Origin of the sequence: Amycolatopsis sp. VC5-11 (assembly GCF_037034185.1) — a bacterium.
In the GTDB taxonomy this organism is placed as follows: Bacteria; Actinomycetota; Actinomycetes; order Mycobacteriales; family Pseudonocardiaceae; genus Amycolatopsis; species Amycolatopsis nivea.
In genome coordinates, this window is the sequence record NZ_JBAGKF010000013.1 from 102,283 (window position 1) to 118,924 (window position 16,642).

At 69.6% G+C, this 16,642-nt stretch carries 17 protein-coding genes; 9 read left to right on the plus strand and 8 right to left on the minus strand.

What is annotated here, in order from left to right; genetic code table 11:
• Positions 1 to 5: 5 nt before the first annotated feature.
• The 3 genes from WA670_RS31310 to WA670_RS31320 all read left to right on the plus strand — a co-directional run bounded on the left by WA670_RS31310 (position 6) and on the right by WA670_RS31320 (position 2,256).
• The gene (locus WA670_RS31310) at positions 6 to 386 is read left to right on the plus strand and encodes a hypothetical protein (RefSeq protein WP_051173084.1); all 381 of its coding nucleotides are present in this window, start codon (positions 6 to 8) and stop codon (positions 384 to 386) included.
• A gap of 95 nt (positions 387 to 481) precedes the next feature.
• Positions 482 to 1,303, plus strand: coding sequence for a hypothetical protein (locus WA670_RS31315; RefSeq protein WP_336159707.1), 822 nt, complete (start codon positions 482 to 484; stop codon positions 1,301 to 1,303).
• A gap of 44 nt (positions 1,304 to 1,347) precedes the next feature.
• The gene (locus tag WA670_RS31320) at positions 1,348 to 2,256 is read left to right on the plus strand and encodes a helix-turn-helix domain-containing protein (RefSeq protein WP_336159708.1); all 909 of its coding nucleotides are present in this window, start codon (positions 1,348 to 1,350) and stop codon (positions 2,254 to 2,256) included.
• Between the two features lie 238 nt (positions 2,257 to 2,494).
• Here WA670_RS31320 and WA670_RS31325 read toward each other — a convergent pair whose 3' ends face one another.
• The 3 genes from WA670_RS31325 to WA670_RS31335 form a co-directional block, all read right to left on the minus strand.
• Complete coding sequence (locus WA670_RS31325; RefSeq protein ID WP_336159709.1) at positions 2,495 to 2,956, minus strand: SRPBCC family protein; 462 nt, start codon at positions 2,954 to 2,956, stop codon at positions 2,495 to 2,497.
• Positions 2,957 to 2,960: 4 nt separating this feature from the next.
• Positions 2,961 to 3,986: a tyrosine-type recombinase/integrase gene (locus tag WA670_RS31330; protein ID WP_134728300.1), complete on the minus strand. Its 1,026-nt coding sequence runs from the start codon at positions 3,984 to 3,986 to the stop codon at positions 2,961 to 2,963.
• Between the two features lie 721 nt (positions 3,987 to 4,707).
• A complete protein-coding gene (locus WA670_RS31335; RefSeq protein WP_134662723.1) occupies positions 4,708 to 5,418 on the minus strand; it encodes an SDR family NAD(P)-dependent oxidoreductase in 711 nt (236 codons plus the stop codon).
• A gap of 61 nt (positions 5,419 to 5,479) precedes the next feature.
• Here WA670_RS31335 and WA670_RS31340 point away from each other — a divergent pair, with 61 nt between their 5' ends.
• Complete coding sequence (locus WA670_RS31340) at positions 5,480 to 6,073, plus strand: hypothetical protein (RefSeq protein ID WP_205669889.1); 594 nt, start codon at positions 5,480 to 5,482, stop codon at positions 6,071 to 6,073.
• Here WA670_RS31340 and WA670_RS31345 read toward each other — a convergent pair.
• On the minus strand, positions 6,070 to 6,936 hold the full coding sequence (locus tag WA670_RS31345) for an LLM class flavin-dependent oxidoreductase (RefSeq protein WP_336159710.1): 867 nt from the start codon (positions 6,934 to 6,936) through the stop codon (positions 6,070 to 6,072). The genes WA670_RS31340 and WA670_RS31345 overlap by 4 nt on opposite strands.
• A gap of 244 nt (positions 6,937 to 7,180) precedes the next feature.
• Between WA670_RS31345 and WA670_RS31350 the strand changes: the two genes are divergently transcribed.
• The 4 genes from WA670_RS31350 (at position 7,181) to rox (ending at position 11,687) form a co-directional block, all read left to right on the plus strand.
• Positions 7,181 to 7,786, plus strand: coding sequence for a TetR/AcrR family transcriptional regulator (locus WA670_RS31350; protein ID WP_336159711.1), 606 nt, complete (start codon positions 7,181 to 7,183; stop codon positions 7,784 to 7,786).
• Positions 7,770 to 9,386 (plus strand): acyl-CoA dehydrogenase family protein, encoded by a 1,617-nt coding sequence (locus WA670_RS31355; protein ID WP_336159712.1) that lies wholly within the window; start codon positions 7,770 to 7,772, stop codon positions 9,384 to 9,386. Before WA670_RS31350 ends, WA670_RS31355 begins: the two co-directional genes overlap by 17 nt.
• 52 nt (positions 9,387 to 9,438) lie before the next feature.
• Positions 9,439 to 10,083: a class I SAM-dependent DNA methyltransferase gene (locus tag WA670_RS31360; RefSeq protein WP_336159713.1), complete on the plus strand. Its 645-nt coding sequence runs from the start codon at positions 9,439 to 9,441 to the stop codon at positions 10,081 to 10,083.
• Between the two features lie 176 nt (positions 10,084 to 10,259).
• On the plus strand, positions 10,260 to 11,687 hold the full coding sequence (gene rox, locus WA670_RS31365; protein ID WP_336159714.1) for a rifampin monooxygenase: 1,428 nt from the start codon (positions 10,260 to 10,262) through the stop codon (positions 11,685 to 11,687).
• Between the two features lie 57 nt (positions 11,688 to 11,744).
• On the opposite strand, the gene WA670_RS31370 is transcribed toward rox, so the two are convergent.
• From WA670_RS31370 to WA670_RS31385, 4 genes are all read right to left on the minus strand, one after another.
• On the minus strand, positions 11,745 to 12,521 hold the full coding sequence (locus WA670_RS31370) for a PE-PPE domain-containing protein (RefSeq protein WP_336159715.1): 777 nt from the start codon (positions 12,519 to 12,521) through the stop codon (positions 11,745 to 11,747).
• 174 nt (positions 12,522 to 12,695) lie between these two features.
• Positions 12,696 to 13,616, minus strand: coding sequence for a fumarylacetoacetate hydrolase family protein (locus WA670_RS31375; RefSeq protein ID WP_336159716.1), 921 nt, complete (start codon positions 13,614 to 13,616; stop codon positions 12,696 to 12,698).
• Positions 13,613 to 14,395, minus strand: a complete 783-nt coding sequence (locus WA670_RS31380; RefSeq protein ID WP_336159717.1) for a cyclase family protein — start codon at positions 14,393 to 14,395, stop codon at positions 13,613 to 13,615. The genes WA670_RS31375 and WA670_RS31380 overlap by 4 nt, the downstream gene beginning before the upstream one ends.
• A gap of 19 nt (positions 14,396 to 14,414) precedes the next feature.
• Positions 14,415 to 15,926 (minus strand): CocE/NonD family hydrolase, encoded by a 1,512-nt coding sequence (locus WA670_RS31385; RefSeq protein WP_336159718.1) that lies wholly within the window; start codon positions 15,924 to 15,926, stop codon positions 14,415 to 14,417.
• Between the two features lie 103 nt (positions 15,927 to 16,029).
• On the opposite strand from WA670_RS31385, the gene WA670_RS31390 reads away from it, so the two are divergent.
• The gene (locus tag WA670_RS31390; protein ID WP_336159719.1) at positions 16,030 to 16,620 is read left to right on the plus strand and encodes a TetR/AcrR family transcriptional regulator; all 591 of its coding nucleotides are present in this window, start codon (positions 16,030 to 16,032) and stop codon (positions 16,618 to 16,620) included.
• Positions 16,621 to 16,642: the final 22 nt, after the last annotated feature.

Consider the following 16,642-nt stretch of genomic DNA (forward strand, 5'->3'; position numbering starts at 1 on the left):
GGCGGGTGAGGGAACTGGCCGAACACGCCCTGACCGGCGACGAACGCGTCGTGCCGCGCCGCACGAACGCCCCGAAACACTGCGGCTGGTGCGGACGCCGCCTGCCCGAAGCAGGCAACGTCGGACGCCGCAGGCGCTACTGCGGGCAGTCCTGCCGACAGCGCGCCTACGAACGCCGGACCGCCCTGCAGCGCAGCGGCCTGCCCGAGGACGCCGTCGTGCTGTCGGACACCGAGATCGCCGCCCTGCAGGACCGCCTCTTCCAGCTGCGCTGCGCCGCGGAGGACATCGTGACGGCTGCTCAAGACGGCGCGTCAGCGGGCGAGCTGCGGCAGCTCGCGGAGGACATCGCCGCGGCGGCGAAGGATCTCGAACAGCTCCGCTGATCTTGTTCTAGAGCTGAAAAGTGCCTCCTGACCTGCTGTCTATTTTCTGTTATGCCAATTGACACAAGCTCCGCCGGTGCTCTAGCGTTCCCGCCATGGACGAACCCCGAGGGCGAGGCAGGCCCCGCAAAAACCCCGCGGCCCCGGCCCGCTGGACGCCCCCGGAAGGCTGGTCGCGCCTCGTCGCCTGGATCTCCCCGGAGGAGAAGAAGGCACTGAAACACGTCGCCGTCGAAGCGGACGTGTCAGTGGCAGACCTCGTCCGGTCGCTGGCGAGCGGACTGGCCGAGGGCGTCATCAGCCATGAGGAACTACTGGGGCACATCAGGAGAGGCAACCAAGTCATGGAGAAAATCCCCACGCTCTTCGAACGCGACGAGCGTTTCCAGGTGGTCGACCGGCCCCGCGCCGAATGCGCGTGGGTCTTCGACGGAGCCGGAGTGGGGACCGAGAAACTCGACGGCACCAACGTCCGCCTGACCGTCCGCTCCGGCCTCCTGGTCCGCGTCGAAAAGCGCCGAAACCCCAGCAAAACCCAGAAACAGCAAGGAATCGTCGACGGCTGGTACGTCGACACCGACGAAACGTCCGCCGACGACAAGTGGATCCTCGCCGCCGCGGGAAACACCGACGTCTCGCACTGGCCGGACGGCGAGCACCCGTGCGAAGCGCTCGGACCGCGCATCCAGGGCAACCCGCTGGCGCTGCCGGACCACCTGTGCGTGCCGTTCGACTTCCAAGCGCCCACGGTGCTCGACGTCCCGCGCAGCTACCAGGGACTGCGCGAGTTCCTGACCACTTTGGACAGCAAATTCTCGCCGGGACACCTCGCGGAGGGGATCGTGTTCCACCACCCGGACGGGCGAAGGGCGAAGATCAAGCGCAAGGACTTTCCCCGGAGCGCGGCCGCGGCCTGAATTCGAGTTGACCTTCCAGCGGGTGGAAGGTGCAGATTGAGGCCATGGACGAGGCGACCGACCGCTACACCATCGGGGAGGTTGCTCGCCGCACCGGCCTGTCCGCCCGCACGATCCGGTTCTGGTCCGACAACGGAATCCTGCCGCCCGCGGACCGGTCCGCGGGCGGCTACCGGCTCTACACCGCCGACGCGGTAAGTCGCCTGCACCTGGTCAAGACACTCCGCGAACTCGGCCTGGGCCTCGACTCGGTACGGGACGTGCTCGACCGCCAGTCCACCCTGGCCGAAGTCGCCGCGAGCCACGTCGAGGCTCTCGAAGCCCAGATCCAGCTCCTGCGGCTGAACCGCGCGGTCCTGCGCAACGCCCTCAGCCGGGACGACAAACCCGAAGGGCTCGCCCTGATGCACGAACTCGCCCGACTGCCGGCCCGCGAACGGCAACAGCTCATCGACGGCTTCATCGACACCGTCTTCGCGGGCGTCGACGACCCGGACGCTCTGGTCATCGCCGAGTTCATGCGAGAGCTGCCGCCGCGGCTGCCCGCCGACCCGACTTCCGCTCAGGTAGACGCCTGGATAGAACTGGCTGAACTCGTCTCCGACGACGCCTTCCAGCACACCACGCGCCAGATGGTGCTGAGCGGAGCATCCGACAACCGCATCGAGTTCGGCCTCAACGTCCGGCCCTTGATCCGCAAGCACGCCGGCCCGGCGGTCGAGAAGGGGATCGCAGCGGGATCAGAGGCCGGACGGGCGATTCTCGACCGCATCGTGCCCTCCGATCTCGGCGCCAGCGAGTCGCGGGCGCTGCTCGAATGGCTCGACCTGGTCGCCCAGCCGCGCGTCGAACGCTACTGGGAGCTGGTGAGCCTGATCAACAACCGCTCGCCGGAGCCGCGTAGCGTACCTGCGTTCGCTTGGCTCGCTGCGGCCTTGCGCGCACACCGATAGTGCAGCGGCAGCCGCGACAACACGCACTGACACAGGAGCTACGAGAGCTCTCGGTGATCGCTGCCGGATCTCCTGGTCAGCGGTGTCGGGCATGGGGGAGAGGCTGATCATTGGCCTCGCCCCCCTTACTCCTAGGCACAGCAACCCGGCAGTGAGCCGAGCCAGCATGCGCCCGACTCACTGCCGACGGGCCACCGTTCCGGGCTCGGCTCGCTTGCAGCCCCAGACACCCCGCCTATTACTGCGGAAGTTCCGCCGCTTTCGCCAGGTTCTCCAGCGACGCCGACAGCTTCTCCGCCGTAATGGTGCGGGCACGGGCGTTCCGCATCGCGTCGTCCGGGTCGAGGTTCGACCAGTCGTAGGTGTGCGTCACCTCCGTACGCGTCTCGCCGAGCGGGTTCAGTTCCCAGCGCCACAGATGCCCCGGGGGCTGCTTGCCCGGTTCCGACGGACGCCACGCCACCCGGCGCGCCTCCTCGAACTCCACGACGTGGTTCTCCCGGACCCAGCCGTTCGTGAGCGTCGTGGCGAACACGTCGCCGACCGCGTGGACGCGCTGGCCCGGCTTCGACTCGGCCAGGTTGTCGTTGCCGTCCCAGCTCGGCTGCTGCGAGGGGTCGGCGATCAGCTCGAAAATCCGCTCGGCGGGGGCCTCGATCTCACGGCTGGCGCGCACGACGCGCGAGGGTTCGTCAGTCACGCGCTCATGCAATCACATCGGCCTCCCGCACAGTGCCTTCTTGCGGAGCATCGTCCCGAGCCAATCCGTTGAGCGCCCGATAGGTCCGGTTGCTCGCGGCGGCCGCTCGCTGTTCGCGTCCGGTCGCTTCGATGTAGTTCTGGCTCGTCGCCAAGCTCGCGTGCCCCAGCAACGACATGATCTCCGACGCGGTGGCACCGTCTTCGGCCAGCCGCGTGGCGAAGGTGTGCCGCAGAGCGTGCAGATTCGCGCCCGTCGGCACCCTGTCATGCAGGCCCGCCCATCGGTAGCACGACTTCACCAGGTACTCGAGCGCACCGCGGCCGATCGGTTCGCCCGCCCGGTCCCGCAGCAGCGGCTCGCTCGCCGGGAATCGTTGCCGGGTGAACCGCCGGCGGCACGAAGCCTGATAGTCCTCGATCAGTTTCGCCATCGCCGGTTGCACCGGGATCGACCGGTCCCGGCTGCCCTTGCCGTGGACGTGCAACCGCAGTTCGCCATCTCGCCCGACCACCGACCGCGGCGTGAGCGCACGCATTTCCGCTGCTCGCAGGCCCGCGACCAGCCCCAACGCCAGGACCAGCACGTCCCTCTCCGGCCAAGGATCCCGCGCGCGCCGGGCACCGTCGGCCGCCGCGGTGAGCAGCTGCTCGGGAGTTTCCTCGCCCCGCAACGGTTTCGGCGTGAGCGGGGGAGTCTTGGGCCGCGCGACCGCTCCCATGGGATTGCCGGGGAGCAGTCCGTCCGAGACGCAGAAGGTGAGGAACTGATTCCACGTCGACCACGCCCGCAGCACCGAGCTTTTCGCGTGATTATCGGCAAACGCGCCGAAAGCAGCACGCAGCACCGGCGCTGTCAGCTCTTCGACGTCCACCTCGTCGCGCCCCAGCTCCGCCAGCAGGAGAGCGGTGATCCCGGCGAGGTCCCGCCGATAGGCGGCAGTGGTGTGCGGCGAGTCCTTGCGCGGCCGCCGTGCCGCGAAGAACGCTTGCTGTGCCTCGGAAACGAGCATAGTGATCTTGTACCGCACAGCACCGACAATTTCGACGCTACCCGTTGTCTGATATATGATGCATAATAGCGATTATGCATGAAACATGGCTGCGGGAGGGGTTCTGCCGGGCTTGAGAAGGGGCTGAATCCCCTTGGGGGACAGCGCTTTCCGATCAGCCCGTTCGAGTCCCGGAGCGCCCTGCGTGCTCCAGAATCTCGCTGTTGAGGCTGGCTTCGGCGGCTTGGCTGAGCCTGACGTCGGACTGGACCGGCGACGTGTTCATCTGGTCGAGTGGATCTTCCGGCTGCCTGAGTCAGCGTCAGCGCGTTCGGAAAAGTTGTTGTGCTCCAACCTCAACGTCCTGCCAGTCGCACTTAATTCGTCACGGTGACGAATTAAGTGCGACTGAGACGGCAGTTCCCGTCGGGGATCTCGGGTTGCCCTCCGGCGGACTCGCCTCGGGTCTGGCCCAGAGAGCTCCTCAGCGACGTGCGCTGAGGAGGCCGCTGAGCCAACGAGCGCCCGAACGCCGCGTCGATGCGTTCAGGGACAAGTCGTACGAGCGCATCAGAGCCCTCAGAAAACCTCTCCTCAACCTGCTCATCTGCAGGTCAGCGAAACGCCGATAATGTACATTATGTCAAGTAAGCGGTGAGACGGCGTCCGACGCCACTCGCCCGTACGTACGTCAGTGCCCGATGACTTTCGCGAGCAACCGCGGTGCTGACAGCTGGACGTCGGCCAAGCCGACTGACGCTCACCACACCAGCGGACCGTTGATGTCCGTGTAGGTGCCGGTCGGTCCGCTGGTGCCGATCTGCGCCATCCGGACGATGATCTCCGCACCTTGCTCGACCGGCTGTCCTCCGCGGCGTCCGTTGATGTCCGTCTGCGTGTAGCCAGGCTCGACGGCGTTGATGCGGATCCCGGGAAACGCCTTGGCGTACTGGACGGTCACCATGTTCACCGCAGCCTTCGACGCCGGGTATGCGACGCCGGGGTACGCGTACTGGTGTGTTGCCTCGTCCGTCATCCTGCCCAGCGATCCGAGCGCGCTGCTGACGTTCACCACCACCGGCGCGGACGATCGTTGCAGGAGCGGCAGAAACGCGTGCAACACCCGCACGACGCCGAAGACGTTGGTCTCGAACGTTTCCCGCATCAGGTCGGCGGTGGTTTCCGCTGCTCCGACCGATTCCCCATCGCTCTTCAGTTCGACGGCGATGCCTGCGTTGTTGACGAGGACGTCCAGTCCCCCGTCCGCCTCGATGGTTTTCGCTGCGGCGAGGACCGATGCTTCGTCGGTGACGTCGAGCTGGACGGTTCGCGCGCCGAGTTCTTCCGCGGCTCGTTCGCCGCGGGCGGCGTCGCGGGCGCCGACGTAGACGGTGTGTCCGGCAGCGACCAAGCGGCGGGCGGTTTCGTAGCCGAGTCCTTTGGTGGCACCGGTGATGAGTGTTGTGGTCATGGCGGCGAACGTATGTGCTGGAGCGCGAACCAGGTCAACCGTCCGGTGGCAGGATGGGAAGATGCCGCTGCCTGAGCCGACGACGCACGACTGGTCCCGTGATCACGATCCTGACCACTTGCGGTTGATCCGGGAGAACCCCATGCGGTACGCGCCGACCGGAATGTGTCATCTGATTCTGGAGGTGCTCGCTTACGCCGCGGACGAGGCCGAGGATCGCGGCGCGGGCCGGGCGGTCGTCGAATTTCACCCGGACGGTTCGGTTTCCGTTTCGGACGACGGTCGCGGGACGCAGATGGCGGTAGGCGACGACGGGCGGCCGGTGCGGAAGCCGGTGATGGCGACGAAAGACTTCCGGTACTTCGATTCCCCACCAGCCACTCCCCTCCCGGACGGGCATCCGCGGTACGGGATGTCGGTGGTCGCGGCGTTGAGCGAGTGGTTGGTGCACACGAACCGGCGGGCCGAGGGCGCGTGGACGCAGCGGTATCGCCACGGCGTTCCAGCGGACGAACTGGTTGCGGTGCCGTCGGACGGGACGACCGGAACGACTGTGCGTTTCCTTCCGGCTGATGGGCTGGGCGGCGAGGTGTCGGCGGAGTCGGTGCGGCCGTTGGCGGAGCGGTTGAGCCGGGTGCTGGTGGTCGAGGTCTAGTCCACTCCCCTTGGCGGGCCTTGGCTGATGCGGCGCAAGGTGGGTTCGAGACGGTCGAGGTCGCTGGTGGTGATCAGCTGCCGTTCGTCCCACCAGGTCGCGCCGGCTTCGGCCAGCGGGGCGATCAGGTCGCGGGCGCGGGCCGGGTCGCCCGGGGAGGCGCCGCCGACGACGAACTCGAACGTCTCCCCCGCGCCGTGTTTTCGGGCGTAGGCCACGACGTCGCGGACGTCTTCCGCGGCCGGGGCGACGCCGTGGGTGGCGTTTTTGAACAGCGGGGCGACGCCGTCCCAGCGCGCGGCGCGGCGGACGGGCTTGCGGTTGGGCCAGACGGCGGCCAGCCAGACCGGCGGGCGCGGTTGCTGGACGGTGGCGGGCCGGAGGGTGACGGTGCGGACTTGGTAGTGCTTGCCGTCGTGGTCGACGGGGTTTCCGGACCAGTAGCGGTCGAGGAGGCCGAGGCTTTCGTCGAGATGTTCAGCGAGGACGACTGGGTCGGTGGGTTCGCCGAAGCTGCCGAACTCGTCCTGGATCGGTCCGCCGAGGCCGGCGCCGAAGATGACGCGTCCGCCGCTGAGCGCGTCGAGAGTGGCGACCTGGCGGGCGAGGTGCTCAGGACGGCGGCGAGGCACCGCGGTGACGAGCGTGCCGATCTTGAGCGTGGAAGTCGCGAGCGCGGCCGCGGTCAGCAGCATCCAGGGATCGCCGAACGGCTGGCCGCGGCGGAGTTCCTTGTCGTGGACCACGTGGTCCCAGAGGAACAGCGCGTCCCAGCCTTCTTGTTCGGCCGCTGCCGCCACTCTCGCCACGGTCCGGGCATCGGCGAAGTCGCCGAAGTTCGGGATGTTGATCGAGAACCGCATGCCGGGCATGGTCCCGGCGAAAGTGCTGGCGGGGCAAGCGAATTAAGCCCGGTCCGGCGGGTGTTCGGGGGTGGCAGGATCGTCGCTGTGCCGGGTGGCCTCGTGGTTCGAGCCTGACGGTCGGCTCGGGGTCCCCGGCGAGGTCGTGCTCCCTGCAGACCTCTCCCCTCTCCCGCGCAGCCGACCGCGACGCTCGACCCGAGACCGTTGACGCAAGTTGTGAATCGATGGTTCACTTCTTCCCGTGGCCTACCGCAGAACGCCCAAAGTCCAGGAGCGCCTCGACGCGCTCCGGGAGACCATCCTGGACGCGACAGTGCAGCAGCTCGCCGAACACGGGTACTCCGGCTGCTCGGTAGCCGCCGTCGCTGAGCGGGCCGGGGTCGCGGTCGGGACGGTGTACCGGCACTTCCCCACCAAGGCAGACCTGGTCGTGCGGGTCTTCCGGCAGGTCGTCTCGCGCGAGGTCGAGGCCGTGCGGTCCGCGGCGGCGGGCCCGGTCGATCCGGTCGCGCGCGTCGTGGCGGTGTTCGAGACCTTCGCGTTGCGGGCGTTGAAGGCGCCGCGGCTGGCGTATGCGCTGCTGGCCGAGCCGGTGGACGCGGTGATCGACGCGGAGCGGCTCGAGTTCCGGCGGGTTTTCCGGGACGTCGTCGCCGAGCATGTCGCCGAAGGGGTCCGCGCCGGGGTGTTGCCCGCGCAGGACGCGGCGGTCAGTGCGGCGGCGTTGGTCGGCGCCGCGGCGGAGGTGTTGATCGGCCCGCTGACCAGCGGCGGGTCGGCGGAGGTCAGCGAGTTGAGCACGTTTGTCGTGCGGTCACTGGGAGGTTCGGATGCCCGCAACGCATGAGGTCGTCAATCAGGTTCCGCCGCTGGAGCACGACACCGCCGCGGATCCGGCGCTGGCGGAGGCGGTCGGGCGCACCGAGGCGGAGTGGGTCGTCGACGAGCTGCACGAGCTCGGGCGGCTCGCCGGCAGTGAGCAGGTGCAGGAGTGGAGCCGGCTGGTCAACGAGAACGAGCCGGTGCTGCGCACGCACGACCGGTTCGGGCACCGGATCGACGAGGTCGAATTCCATCCGCATTGGCACGACCTGATGAAGGTCGCGGTGTCGCACGGGCTGCAGGCCGCGCCGTGGCGGGACGAGCGGCCGGGGGCGCACGCTGCGCGGGCGGCGAAGTTCTATGTCTGGAGCCAGTCCGAGGCCGGGCACACCTGCCCGATTTCGATGACGTACGCGGCGGTTCCGGCGTTGCGCGCCAATCCTGAGCTGACCGAGAAGTACGAGCCGTTGCTGGCGTCGACCGAGTACGACTTCGGGTTGCGCGAGCCGGGCACGAAGCGCGGGCTGATCGCGGGCATGTCGATGACCGAGAAGCAGGGCGGTTCGGACGTCCGCGCCAACACCACCGCGGCGCGGCCCGCGGGCGACGGCAGCTATCGGCTGGTCGGGCACAAGTGGTTCACCAGCGCGCCGATGTCGGACATGTTCCTCACGCTCGCGCAGGCGCCCGGCGGGCTGTCCTGCTTCCTGCTCCCCCGGGTGCTCCCGGACGGCAGCCGGAACCCGATCCGGTTGCAGCGCTTGAAGGACAAGCTCGGCAACCGGTCGAACGCGTCGTCGGAGATCGAGTACGACGACGCGGTGGGCTGGCTCGTCGGCGAGGAGGGCCGCGGGGTCCGCACGATCATCGAGATGGTCAACAACACGCGGCTCGACTGCGCGCTCGGCAGTTCGTCGGGGATGCGGCTGGGCGCGGTCCGCGCGGTGCACCACGCGACGCACCGGTACGCGTTCGGCAAGGCGCTCGTGGACCAGCCGTTGATGGCGAACGTGCTGGCGGACCTGGTGATCGAGGCGGAAGCGGCGGTGGCGGCGTCGATGCGGCTCGCGGCCGCGGGCGACCGGCGCGACGACGAGCAGGAGCAGGCGTTCCGGCGGCTCGGGCTCGCGGTGACCAAGTACTGGGTGTGCAAGCGGGCGCCGATGCACGCGGCCGAGGCGCTGGAATGCTTTGGCGGCAACGGGTATGTCGAGGAGTCGGGCATGCCGCGGCTGTACCGGGAGGCCCCGCTGATGTCGATCTGGGAGGGGTCGGGCAACGTCGCGGCGCTGGACGCGTTGCGCGCGATGGGACGGCAGCCGGAGTCGGTGGCCGCGTTCTTCGCCGAGGTCGAGCAGGCCGCGGGCGGGGACGCGCGGCTCGACGACGCGGTCGACCGGCTCAAGAAGGATCTGTCCGATGTGGACGATCTGGAGTTCAGGGCGCGGCGGGTGGTCGAGTCGATGGCGTTGGTGCTGCAGGGTTCGCTGCTCGTGCGGCACGCGCCGCGCGCGGTGGCGGACGCGTTCTGCGGCACGCGGTTCGGCGGCGACTGGGGGCTGGCTTTCGGTACTTTGCCCGCTGGAACCGACACTTCCGCGATCATCGCCCGCGCTCGCGTCTAGTCCGCGTGTTTCGCCGGACGGGGCGCGGCGGCGGGGGCTACTGTCCCTGCCCGTGACCGAACCTGTTTACGTAACCGAGACGCGGACCGCGTACGACACCGTCGCCGAGTCGTACGCCGAACTGCTGAAGGATTTCCTCGAGTCGAGCACGTGGGACCGGACGATGCTCGGCGCGTTCGCGGAGCTGACCGGCGAGGGGCCGGTGGGCGATCTGGGCTGTGGGCCCGGCCGTCTCACCGGGTACCTCGCGTCGCTGGGCTTGGACGTCTTCGGCGTCGACCTGTCCCCCACGATGGTCGAGGTCGCCCGCCGGACGCATCCGAGCCTGCGCTTCGAGGTCGGCTCGCTCGCTGCTTTGGATGTCGCTGACGGCTCGCTCGCCGGGGCGCTCGCGTGGTATTCGCTGATCCACACGCCGCCCGAGGAGCTTCCGGTGCTGGCCAAGGAACTCGCGCGGGTGCTGCGTCCCGGCGGCTGGCTGCTGACCGCGTTCCAGGTGGGCGACAACCAGCGTCGCCGCATCGAAAACGCCTACGGCCACGACATCGCGGCGGACGCGTACCGGCTGGATCCGGATTTCGTCGCGCAGCTGCTCACTGACGCCGGTTTCGTGGTGGACGCGCGGCTGGTGCGCAAGCCGGGCCCGAGCTACGAGGCGACCGATCAGGCGTACGTGATGGCCCGCAAGGAGGGCTGAGGAACGTCCGCTGGGGACAGAAGGGGGCAGGGACTTCTCCCTGTCCCCTTCAACATATAGCGCACCCCGGGGCTTGCGGCAAGGCCCGGGTGGTGCTCCACAATCGTCCGCCGGAGCCACTGCCTGCGGAAATACCGCGGGCGGGAAGCGGCTCCGGTACAGGGGACGCAAAGTTCATGGTGGACGTGATCGTGGTGGGGGCCGGGCCGGCGGGCGTCATGCTGGCCGCGGAGCTGCGGCTGCACGGGGTGCGCGTGGTCGTGCTGGAAAAGGACGCGGAACCGCCGAAGTACGTGCGCGCGCTGGGGATGCACTCGCGCAGCATGGAGGTCCTGGACCAGCGCGGGATGCTGGAGCCGTTCCTCGCCGAGGGGTCGACGCATCCGGCCGGGGGTTTCTTCGCGGGGATCGCGCGGCCCGCGCCGGAGCGGCTGGACACGTCGCATCCGTACGTGCTGGGGCTTCCGCAGCCCATCACCGACCGGTTGCTGGCCGAGCACGCGGTCGAGGCGGGCGCGGAGATCCGGCGCGGGTGCGAAGTCGTCGGGCTGAGCCAGGACGACGACGGGGTAAGCGTTTCGCTGGCCGACGGCAGCGAACTGCGGGCGCGGTATCTGGTCGGCTGCGACGGCGGGCGGAGCACGGTGCGCAAGGCGCTCGGCGTCGCGTTCCCGGGCGAGCCCGCGCGTCGCCAAGTGCTGCTGGGCGAGATGGAGGCGACCGCGGATCCCGCCGAAATCACCGCGCGGGTGATGGAAATCCGCAAGACGCAGCTGTGGTTCGGGGTCGGGCCGCTGCGCGACGGGATGTTCCGCATGGTCGTGCCCGCGGCCGGGGTGGTCGAGGACCGGGAGGAGCGGACGCCGACGCTGGACGAGGTCAAACAGCAGCTGCGCGAGTACGCCGGAACGGATTTCGGCGTCCACTCCCCTCGCTGGCTCTCGCGGTTCGGGGACGCGACCCGGCAGGCCGAGCACTACCGCGTCGGCCGGGTGCTGCTCGCCGGGGACGCGGCGCACGTGCACCCGCCGCTGGGCGGGCAGGGGCTCAACCTCGGCCTCCAGGACGCGTTCAACCTCGGCTGGAAACTCGCCGCCGAGGTCAACGGCTGGGCTCCGGAGGGACTGCTCGACACCTACGAGGCCGAACGGCACCCGGTCGCGGACGCGGTGCTGGACAACGTCCGGGCGCAGGCCGTGGTGATGTCGCCCGATCCGGACGGGCGCGCGATGCGGCGGTTGCTGACCGAGCTGATGGCCTTCGAGGAGGTCAACCGGCTGCTGCTGGAGAAGGTGCTCGCGCTCGACATCCGCTACGACTTCGGCGAAGGGCATCCGCTGCTCGGGCGGCGGATGCCGGACCTGGCGCTCAAGCGAGGGCGGCTGTACGAGCTGATGCACCAGGGCCGCGGGCTGTTGCTGGACCAGAACGGGCAGCTGTCGGCGGAAGGCTGGGCGGACCGGGTCGACCGCGTCGTGGACGTGAGCGAGGACCTCGACGTGCCCGCCGCGCTGCTGCGTCCGGACGGGCACGTGGTCTGGACCGGCGAGGATCAGGGCGAGTTGGAGAAGCACCTGTTGCAATGGTTCGGCGCGAAGCGATGAGGACGTAGCGGGGCGGGTTTCCCGGCTTCCCTGGGGGTGCCGGGAAACCCGCCGCGGTCACGGATGGACCGGACCGCCCCAGCAGTCCTGTTTGCCCAGCCGCACCGACGTGTTGGTGTAGACGCCGTCGGCGATGCTGTCCTGCATGATCGACCGCTGGTCGGCCGGGCGCGGCCACTGGTAGCACCAGTGCTGGGCGAAGTAGCCGCCCGCCGCCTGGATCGGGTCGAAATCGCAGATGCCGTCGGTCTGGATGCAGTAGCGGATGGAGCGGACGCCGGTGAAGTCCGGGCGGCCCGCGCCGAACGACACGTATCCGCCGAACGGCGAGGGCAGGCCGGTGCCCGGCGGGAGCGTCGCGCTGATCCCGGTTCCGGCCGGGCCGGGCGGCTGCATCGGGTCGGCGAAGAGCTTCGCGCTGAACTTCGCCTTGTCGACGCCGAGCTGGTCGTCGGCGATGTCGTTGAGGACCAGGTTCGCCACGATCGCGCCCTGGGAGTAGCCGACGACGGTGAACTCGGCGTTCGGGTTCTCGTGGTAGGCGTCCTGGACGACCTGGCGGCCGCGGTCGTGCCCGATCGCGACGCTCTGGTCCATCGGGGTCTGGTCGCAGTTGGGCGCGCCGGCGGCCCCGGCGGGATAGTCGACGACCCGCGCGATGCCGCCCTGCAGCCACTCCGGACGGTAGACCGACGCCTTCCCGTCGCAGGTGCCGCCGATCAGGATGTAGTAGTGCGCGTCGTCGGCGTACGCCGGTGTGGCGCTGGCGAATCCCGCGCCGAGCGTGGCGACGACCGCGCCGATCAGCGCGATCCTCCTGGTTTTCTTCCCCATCGGGTCCCCTCCGCGTCGAATGGTCAGCATGTTGCTGAACGTGTTCGGAAAGCTACGGAGGAGCAATGAAATCCTGCTGACATCATGATCGCCCGCGAGCCGGGGCGTTCGCCGATGCCGCTGGTCAGGCGGTACCGGAGCCGGATCCGAGTCCACCGGATCGAGTGACCCGTCTCAAGCCGGGCTTCGGCGCCGGGCGGCGGGCACGTCGTGCAGGGGCGGACCGGCGACCACGGTGTTGTGGACGGTGCCGATCTCCTCCACGGTCATGCGGACGGTGTCGCCGATGCGCAGCGGCGGCGGTTGCCGGTCGCCGCGCCATCCCCACAGTTCGGCGAGGCAGCCGCTGCCACAGGTTCCGGAGCCGAGCACGTCGCCCGGCCGGACCCAGGTGCCCCGGCTGGCGTAGGAGATCAGCTCGGCGAACGTCCAGGCCATGTTGGCGAGCGTGTCGCCGCCGATGCGGGTGTCGTTGACGAAGACCTCCATCGCGAGGTCGTACCGGCCGTCGCGATCGGCCAGTTCGTCCGGGGTGACCAGCACCGGGCCGAGCGTCGTGGCGGTGTCCTTGCCCTTGGCCGGTCCGAGTCCGACGCGCATTTCGCGGCTCTGCAGGTCGCGCGCCGACCAGTCGTTGAGGATGGTGAACCCGGCGATGTGGTCCGCGGCCTCGGCGACCGACAGGTTGAAACCCGCCGTGCCGATCACGGCCGCGACTTCGAGTTCGAAATCCAGCACTTCGCAGCCGGGCGGCATCGGGACCGGGGCGCCGGAGCCGATCGCGGCGTGCGGGTTGGTGAAGTAGAAGGCGGGCGCTTCGTACCAGGCGTCCGGGACCTCGCTGGTTCCCGTGATCGCGCGGAGCGAGCCGGCCGTGTGCTGTTCGAAGGTGATGAAGTCGCGGATGCTGGCGACCGGCACCGGGACGGCGATCGACGCGGTTTCGTCCCAGGCCGACCGCTCGCCTGCCGCCCCGGTCTCCCCTGCGGCGAGCACCTCGAAGACGTCCGCAGTCTCGGGCAGCAGATCGATGCGGTCGCCGTCGACGACGCCGTAGCGCTGGACGCCGTCGACGAACAAGGAACCGATTCTCATTCCGTCTCCTCGTCGAAGATCGCCACCGCGCGGGTCCAGCCTGCCGACGCCGCGTGGATCTTGACCGGGAAGCAGGCGATCTGGAACCCGGTGGCCGGGAGGCTCTCCAGGTTGTGCAGCTTCTCGAGGTGGCAGTAGCCGATCTCGCGGCCGGCCCGGTGGCCCTCCCAGATGACCGAGGCGTCGTGGTCGCGGGCGTAGCGCTCGGCGGTGAACCGGAACGGGGCGTCCCAGCTCCAGGCGTCGGTTCCGGTCACCCGCACCCCCTGTTCGAGCAGGTGCAGGGTGGCGGCGCGGCCGACTCCGCAGCCGGAATCGACGTAGTCGTCCTGGCCGTAGCGCTCCCCGGCGCGGGTGTTGACCACCACGATGTCGAGCGGGCGCAGCCGGTGGCCGATCCGGTCGAGTTCGGCGTCGATGTCGGCGGGCGTGACGACGTGGCCGTCGGGCAGGCTCCGGAAGTCCAGCTTCACTCCCTGCTGGAAGCACCAGTGCAGCGGCACCTCGTCGATCGTCATCGCCCGGCGGCCTCCGTCCATAGTGGACGCGTAGTGGTACGGGGCGTCGAGATGGGTGCCGGTGTGCGTGGTGGCCTCGATCCGCTCGATCGCCCAGCCTTCGCCGTCGGGCAGATCGGCGGCCGTCGCGCCCGGGAAGAAGCGGAGCAGGTCCGGGACCGACTGCTGGTGGTCGACGTAGGTGATCGAGGGCCGGTGCCCGGGCGGGTCGGACGCGATCCCGCCCCGCAGCGGAACCGAAATGTCCACGAGCTGTCGCATGGCGACTCCTTCCAGGCGCTCAGCGCGGGATGACGGGGACGAGCAGATGGGACGCGTGGTCGCCGCCGAGGTGGATGACGGTGCCGGTCGCGGGGCGGGCGAGATCGGGACGGTCGTGGGTCATGAAGCCGAGGTCGCTGTCCCCGGCGACCAGTTCGAGGCGCAGCCGCTCGCCCGGCGCGAGGGTGATGCTGGTGGGCCAGATCTCGACCTCGAGCAGGGTCGGCTCGCCGGGCACGAGGGGAATCTCGCGGGCATGGGGGTGCCACGGCCGGTGCGGCAGCGACCGCTCCGGATCGGTCTCGCGGTGGGAAGCCTTGAGCCAGCCCATCGTCATCGGGACCGGACCGCCCTGGGGGCCGACGCCCGGGATCGGCTCGCCGTCGGTGCCGATGTGCTGCACCCGGGCGAAGACGTCGAGGTCGTCCTGCTCGGAGCTGAGCCACAGGCGCAGCGCGACCGGGCCGGTCAGCTCGAGGGGCTCGGAGACCGGGGCGGTGTCGAAGCTGGCGGGGTAGGTCACCGTGGCGGCGTCGGCGGGCGGTTCCCAGTCGAGGGTTCCTTCGCCGAGGTGGAGCTCGCGCCACTGCGTCTGCGGGAGCGGAAAGTCCGTGGCGTCTCGCCATTCGACCTCGCGCCCGTGCCGGATCGCCAGCCGCACCGGGGGTACGCCGTCCATCCGGTCGGGCTGGTCTTTGAGGAACCGGTCGAGGAAGCGCAGCTGCAGATCCAGGGCCCAGTCTGCGTAGTAGGGGTCGATGTGGGTGCCGGTGTGCACGACGAGCCACTTGTCCCGCGACGCCGCGCGGGCCCAGCCTTCGATGTTGCCGCGCAGGTGGACATGCAGGGCGCCCCAGTTTCCCGCCGACAGCACCGGCACCGTGACCCGGTCCAGGTCGACGATGCGCGCTCGGTGGTAGTCGTCCAGCACGGGGCGCTGCGGGAGCACCTCGCGCCAGTCGTCGCCGTCCTCGCCGTTGCGCTGGGGAGTGATCTGGCGGTCCCACCAGAACTCGACGAACCCGTTGGCGTACAGGCCGCCCTGGTAGATGAAGTCGCGGTAGAAGTCGGTCGCGCCTTCCCAGGCCACGACCGCGGCGAGGTGCGGCGGCTGCAGCTCCGCGACCCGCCAGCCCATCATCGCGAGCCACGAGATGCCGCTGGACGCCACCTTTCCGGTGGACCACGGCTGTCCGGCCGCCCATTCGACGACGTCGTAGAAGTCCTCGGAATCGCCCGGGCTCATCAGGTCCATCCGGCCGGGCGACTTGCCGGTGCCCCGGGTGTCGGCGCGCAGCACCGCATAGCCGCGGGCCGTCCACCACTCGGGGTTCGGGGTCTCCCAGACCATGTGCTCGCTCTGCGGCACGCGGTCGTAGAGCGGATAGCGGTCCGGCCAGTGCACGTCCTTGCCGTACGGGCTGGTCGACGCCAGCACGGGAAACGCGCCCTCGTCGTCGGGCAGGAACAGGTCGGCAAGGACCGGCGAGCCGGTGCGGGCGGGGACCTCGATGTCCCGTTCGATGCGCATCTCAGTACTCCAGGGGGTGACCGTTAAAGCAAGTCAGCTTGCGTCAAGGAGTATGGCGACTGGCGCCCGCTAAAGCAAGCGAACTTGTATTAGAGTGCTGTCCGTGAACGATTCGGACGTCCGGCGACGCCCCGGCGGACGCGCGGCCCGGGTGCGCGCCGCTGTCATCGACGCGACCAACGAGCTCCTGCAGGACCACGGCCTGACGGGACTGAAGGTGTCCGAGGTGGCGCGGCGCGCGCAGGTCAACGAGACGTCGATCTTCCGGCGGTGGGGCACCCGCGAGAACCTCGTCATCGACGCCCTGCTCGCCGACGCCGCCGAACAGCTTCCGGTGCCCGACAGCGGGAATGTGCGCGACGACCTGATCGCCTACGCCACGTCGCTCGCGAAATACCTGACCTCGCCCGCCGGCAACGCCCTCGACCGGACCCTGGCCTCGGCCGGCGACGACCCGGCCACCCAGCAGCTGCGCGACCAGTACTGGGACGCCCGCTACGCCCAGTCCGGCCAGATCGCCGCGCGGGCGGTCGAACGCGGAGAACTGCCCGAGGGCACCAACCCGCGGTTCGTGCTGGAGATGCTCGTCGCGCCGCTGCACTTCAGGATCGTGCTCACCCGCGAGCCGCTCGAGCCGGACTTGCCCGCCCGCATCGTCGACGCGCTCCTCCACGGGCTCCTCACGTCTGCCTGAGTCAGCGTTGTGGCCCGTACGG